The organism is Leyella stercorea, from assembly GCF_021531355.1.
Classification (GTDB): domain Bacteria; phylum Bacteroidota; class Bacteroidia; order Bacteroidales; family Bacteroidaceae; genus Prevotella.
In genome coordinates this window covers 1-4,617 of record NZ_JADYTS010000122.1, presented here as the reverse complement: position 1 = coordinate 4,617, position 4,617 = coordinate 1, and the positions used below count along the sequence as shown (strand labels likewise).

The window sequence follows — 4,617 nt, the reverse complement described above, 5'->3', positions numbered from 1 at the left end:
TATCGTTGATGAAAAGTTCTTTCTGTATCGACTTGCAAAGATTTATGCTTATCCCCACTAAATTTCCACTGAGTCTTTTTTATGTTTATCACCCTATTGTTGGCAAAGTACAGCTTGCTGCACCAATAAAAGGTATGGCGGATGGTATCGAGAGCTTGCTCTCGTAACACCATTCGCCATACCTTTTATTGAAACCGAAGGTTTTGCCAACAATAGTTTTTTTTATGTTTTTGTCAAAGCCCAACCATATATTCACAAAAGCCCTCTCAGACAAACAGCAAACGACACCTCTATATGTGAGGTAATCTATTTAGAAGTGTGGGTTGCTGGAGGACGGGGCACGGAGGCCACCGTCCTACTATAGTTTGCGATAGAGTAATTAATCCATCGTTAGCAATGTTGTTATCAATCCATCGTTAGCAAGGCCATTCCCTCCCCTCCATAAGGGGAGGGGAAAGCCGCGCGAGCGCGGCGCGGGGGTGGGGCTTCTATTTCTCTACATCAGCCGAGGGCGGTGCAGCCTGTTTGTCAACGCCCCACTGCTTGTTGGGGTGCTTGCCCATCACGAGCACCAGCTTTCCACCATTCTTAATATCGTCGTGCGAGAACCAAGGCTTGTTCCACTCCTTACCATTAAGGGTGGCACGCTGGATATACTTATTCTCGTCAGAGTTGTTCTGTGCCTCAATCTCAAACACCTTACCGTTGGGCAATGAGATACGGGCCGTGTTGAACAGCGGACTACCAATATTATAAGCCGCAAAGCCAGGCGTTACAGGATAGAAACCCAAGCTTGAGAACACCACAAACGAGGTAAGGCCGCCGCCATCTTCGTCGCCCGGTATGCCCATCACGTCGTTACGGAACCATGTGCGCAGCACCTGGCGCACACGCTTCTGGGTCTTCCACGGCGCACCCGCATAGTTGTACAGGTAAGGTATGTGCAGCGAGGGCTCGTTGGCCATCGTAAACTGTCCTATGTTGCCCGTCTGGTCAGGCAGCTGCTCATAAAATTCGCGCTTGCCACGACCCATAGGCTCGGCAAAGGTAGCGTCGAGGTTCTCAACAAACTTCTTGCGGCCACCCATCAGGTTAATCAGGTCGGCCATGTTATGTTGCACGTCCCAGCGATAGGTCCAGCCGTTGTTCTCGTCGTAGGTATCGCGAGCGCCAATGCCGCCCGAGAAGCGATAGTCGAAGGGCTCAAGGAATTTTCCATCCTTATCTTTGGGGTGGAAGAACGAGGTTTCGCTGTTGAACAGTGTGCGATAGTTGCGACTGAGTTTCAGATAGCGCTCGGCGTTCTTCTTGTCGCCACGGAAGGCGGCAATGCGCGAGAGGCACCACAGGTCGTAGGCCGTGCCCAAGCTTACAGCTACAGGCTGACGTTTCTCAAAGCCCGACACGTTGGGGTCGGTCTCTTTCTCGCCCTCACGCAGGGCAGGTATGTAGCCATTCTTCCAGTAGAACTCGTCAATCCATCCTGCCTTGTTGCCACACCAGGGAGCCAAGGTTTTCTCTTCAATGCCCTTCTGGCAATATTCAAAGGCGCGCTTCATATCAACACGCAAGCCTTTATACAGCGCGTCGGCCACCATCGCCACGCCGTGGTTCGAGTTCATGCGGCGCGAGTCGCCCGTAATTTCAGGGAAGGTAGGCATCCATTTGGTGCCCATCTGCTCGGCCATGCGCAGATACGACTCGATGATAGGCTCTTCTACCTCAGGGGTGATCAGGGCACGCAAGGGGTGTGCAGCGCGATAGGTGTCCCAAATCCAGTCGTCGGTATAGAACGGTGTGCCACCGTCGGCATGTATTTTTCCGTCGTAGGCGCTAAAATATTTGCCATCCTCACTCAAGCATACGGGGCGCTCAAAGGTGCGATAGTAGGCGGTGTACATCACCGTCTTCTGGTCGTCGGTGCCGCCTGTCACAGCAATCTTTGCCAAGGCCTTGTTCCACACATCGCGGCCCTGCTGCTCAACGGCAGTAAGGTTGAAGCCCTGCTGCTCGCGATACAGGTTTTTCTTAGCCTGCTCTTCGCTGATGAACGACACGCCATAGCGCACGCCCACACGGCTGGTGCCATTGGCAAAACGCAAGGCAGCACAAGCGTTACGGCCCTGTGCGGTGGTGGCAGTAGCATCCAGCTTGCCCTCCTTCAGTATGCCTTGTGCCTCGGGTTTTGTGTCAAACTCGGCGTAGATATACACCTGAGTGCCTTGGGTTACCTGCTGATAGCCGCTCACAAAGCCGTCGCCCACGGTGATGGCACCCTGCTGCGAATTGATCATGATGTAACGAGGCTGACCCTTCTCAAGGAAGTTGATGTCGTAGATAGCGCTCTGGTGCGACACAGCATAACGAGCCGACATGGTGTTGTCGGCCAGTTCAATGTCGAACGAATAAGGTGTGATGTGCTCATTGTCCCAGTTTACGGCCACCACAGGTTGGCGCTGCTCACCCATATACGGCGAGATGCTAAAGGCCGAACGCTCGCGGTGGTTGGTAACAATGACAGGAAGGCCGTTTACGCGCTCGGAGGTATAGTCGGCGCGGGCGGGATAGATGCGCAACATGCTGTTAGGCAATTGCACGGTAGCAAACGTGGGCACCAGCAAATGGCTGATGTTGCCAATATAGGGGTTTACATAGTCGACCGGGGCCTTTTGTTGAGCCGTAGCCGAGCCAACCATGAGGGCACATGCCATGAGGGGCATGAGCGATTTGCGTAAGATGTTCATACTGCTGAGTACTTGTTTTTTGGTTTTGTTTACGTTTGAGTGTTTTTCCAGGGCAGGAGATGTGTAACGACTCCTGCATAACCGATGGCACAAAGGTACAAAGAAAACGTGAAACTACAAAGACAACGTTGTCATAATTAAACATAGGCCTGTTAACAAACCTCGTTCAAGACCAATCGTTACGATCAATCACCTTGTTGCCACCTTTTAGAATAGTAGGACGGTGGTCTCCGTGCCACGTCCTCCAGCAACTAAAAAAGTTTCCTCAGGGAGGACGGGGCACGGAGACCCCTGTCCATCGAGTAGGAGGTAAACACTAATCATAGGTGTTTATCTCCTATTTTCGTGTTTACCGACCTCTCACACCACCGTACATGCGGTTCCGCATACGGCGGTTCCTATTTTGGATACCATTCGAGATACGCCTCCATTAAAGTAGCATACCCTGCGGAGCGTAGTTTATTGTTATCTATCGCCCTTTTTAGAATAGGGCTGTCAGCTGTTCGCCAGTAGCCTTTGCGAGTATTACCCCATTCGTATGCTTTGTATTTGTTAATACCACATCTGATGAGGTTCGCCACTTTTGTCTTGACTTTCTTCCAAGCTTTCCATATACACATGCGTATTCTACGTCTTAACCATTCGTCTGTTTCAAGTAAAAGACGTTTCATATTGGCAAGATGATAATAACCTACCCACCCACTTATGTATTCTTTCAGTTTTTGCTTTCTCTTGGCATATCCCCAACCATTGCTGCGACTTGTCAGTTCTTTCAACCTTGACTTCATCTTGGCTTTGGATTTTGAATGCACCGTGAGTTGGCATTTGCCTTTCATCACATAAAAGGAGTAGCCGAGGTATTTCACTCCTCGCACATACGACACTACGGTCTTTTCCTTGTTGACTTTGAGATATAGAGCATTCTCTATAAATCGGGTTATGCTCTCCTTTACTCGCATTGCAGCCCTTTTGGACTTGCAGAATATCATCGAGTCATCAGCATAGCGTACAAAGGGGAGTCCTCTACGTTCGAGTTCTTTATCCAATTCGTTGAGCATTATATTACTCAACAGTGGACTTAGCGGTCCACCCTGGGGAGTTCCTTCCTCGCTCGCTTCAAACAAGCCCTTGTTCATTACACCACTTCGGAGATATTTGTGTATAAGACTGACCACTCTGCCGTCTTTAATGGTACGGCTGAGGATTTCTATGAGTTTGCTATGGCTCACGGTATCGAAGAAGCGTTCAAGGTCAAGGTCTACTACATATATGTAGCCTTCGTTGATTATCCTTCGCGCTCCTCGTAGTGCGTCATGGCATCCTCTTCTCGGACGGAAGCCGTAGCTTGTCTTGGAGAATTGGTTCTCATAGATGGGAGTCAATACTTGGTTTATGGCTTGTTGCACCAAACGGTCTACTACTGTAGGTATTCCCAACAGGCGCATCTTGCCATTGTCTTTGGGTATTTCTACCCTTTTCACTGGGTTCGGACGGTAAGAACCGTCCATCAAGGAACGGATGAGCACATCCTTATTGGTCAAGAGCCATGGGAGTAACTGCTCGCATGACATCTTGTCGATACCACCACAGCCCTTGTTTCTCATCACTGCCTTGTAGGCTCGGTTGAGATTTGCAGGACTAAGGATTTGCTCGAAAAGGTGTTCCTTGTCGAATGGTACTTCCACGATGTTGTCTTCACACATCCACATAAAGGTCTGCACTCCCCCATACCATTCGGTTTCCGACCTATCTCTTTGGGGGCAGCCATTAACTTGGGATAATGTTTTCTGCATTCTTTCCTTCTTTTACCTTTGCACCCAGGAATCAAGTTAGGATATTTGGTTAATGGGTGTTAAGGTGAACTATCTTTCTT

General features: G+C 49.9%; 2 protein-coding genes. Both read right to left on the bottom strand.

Annotated features, from left to right (window positions below; translation table 11 throughout):
* Nucleotides 1-488 precede the first annotated feature (488 nt).
* Nucleotides 489-2,744, bottom strand: coding sequence for a GH92 family glycosyl hydrolase (locus tag I6E38_RS14350; RefSeq protein WP_262912388.1), 2,256 nt, complete (start codon nt 2,742-2,744; stop codon nt 489-491).
* Between the two features lie 398 nt (nt 2,745-3,142).
* Nucleotides 3,143-4,537 carry a group II intron reverse transcriptase/maturase gene (gene ltrA / locus I6E38_RS14345; protein WP_235394634.1) on the bottom strand — a complete coding sequence of 465 codons (1,395 nt, stop codon included), beginning with the start codon at nt 4,535-4,537 and terminating at the stop codon, nt 3,143-3,145.
* Nucleotides 4,538-4,617: the final 80 nt, after the last annotated feature.

Coding starts and splice junctions, on each gene's coding strand:
- I6E38_RS14350 (WP_262912388.1), bottom strand. CDS start 2,744: ATGAACATCTTACGCAAATCGCTCATGCCCCTCATGGCATGTGCCCTC.
- ltrA (WP_235394634.1), bottom strand. CDS start 4,537: ATGCAGAAAACATTATCCCAAGTTAATGGCTGCCCCCAAAGAGATAGG.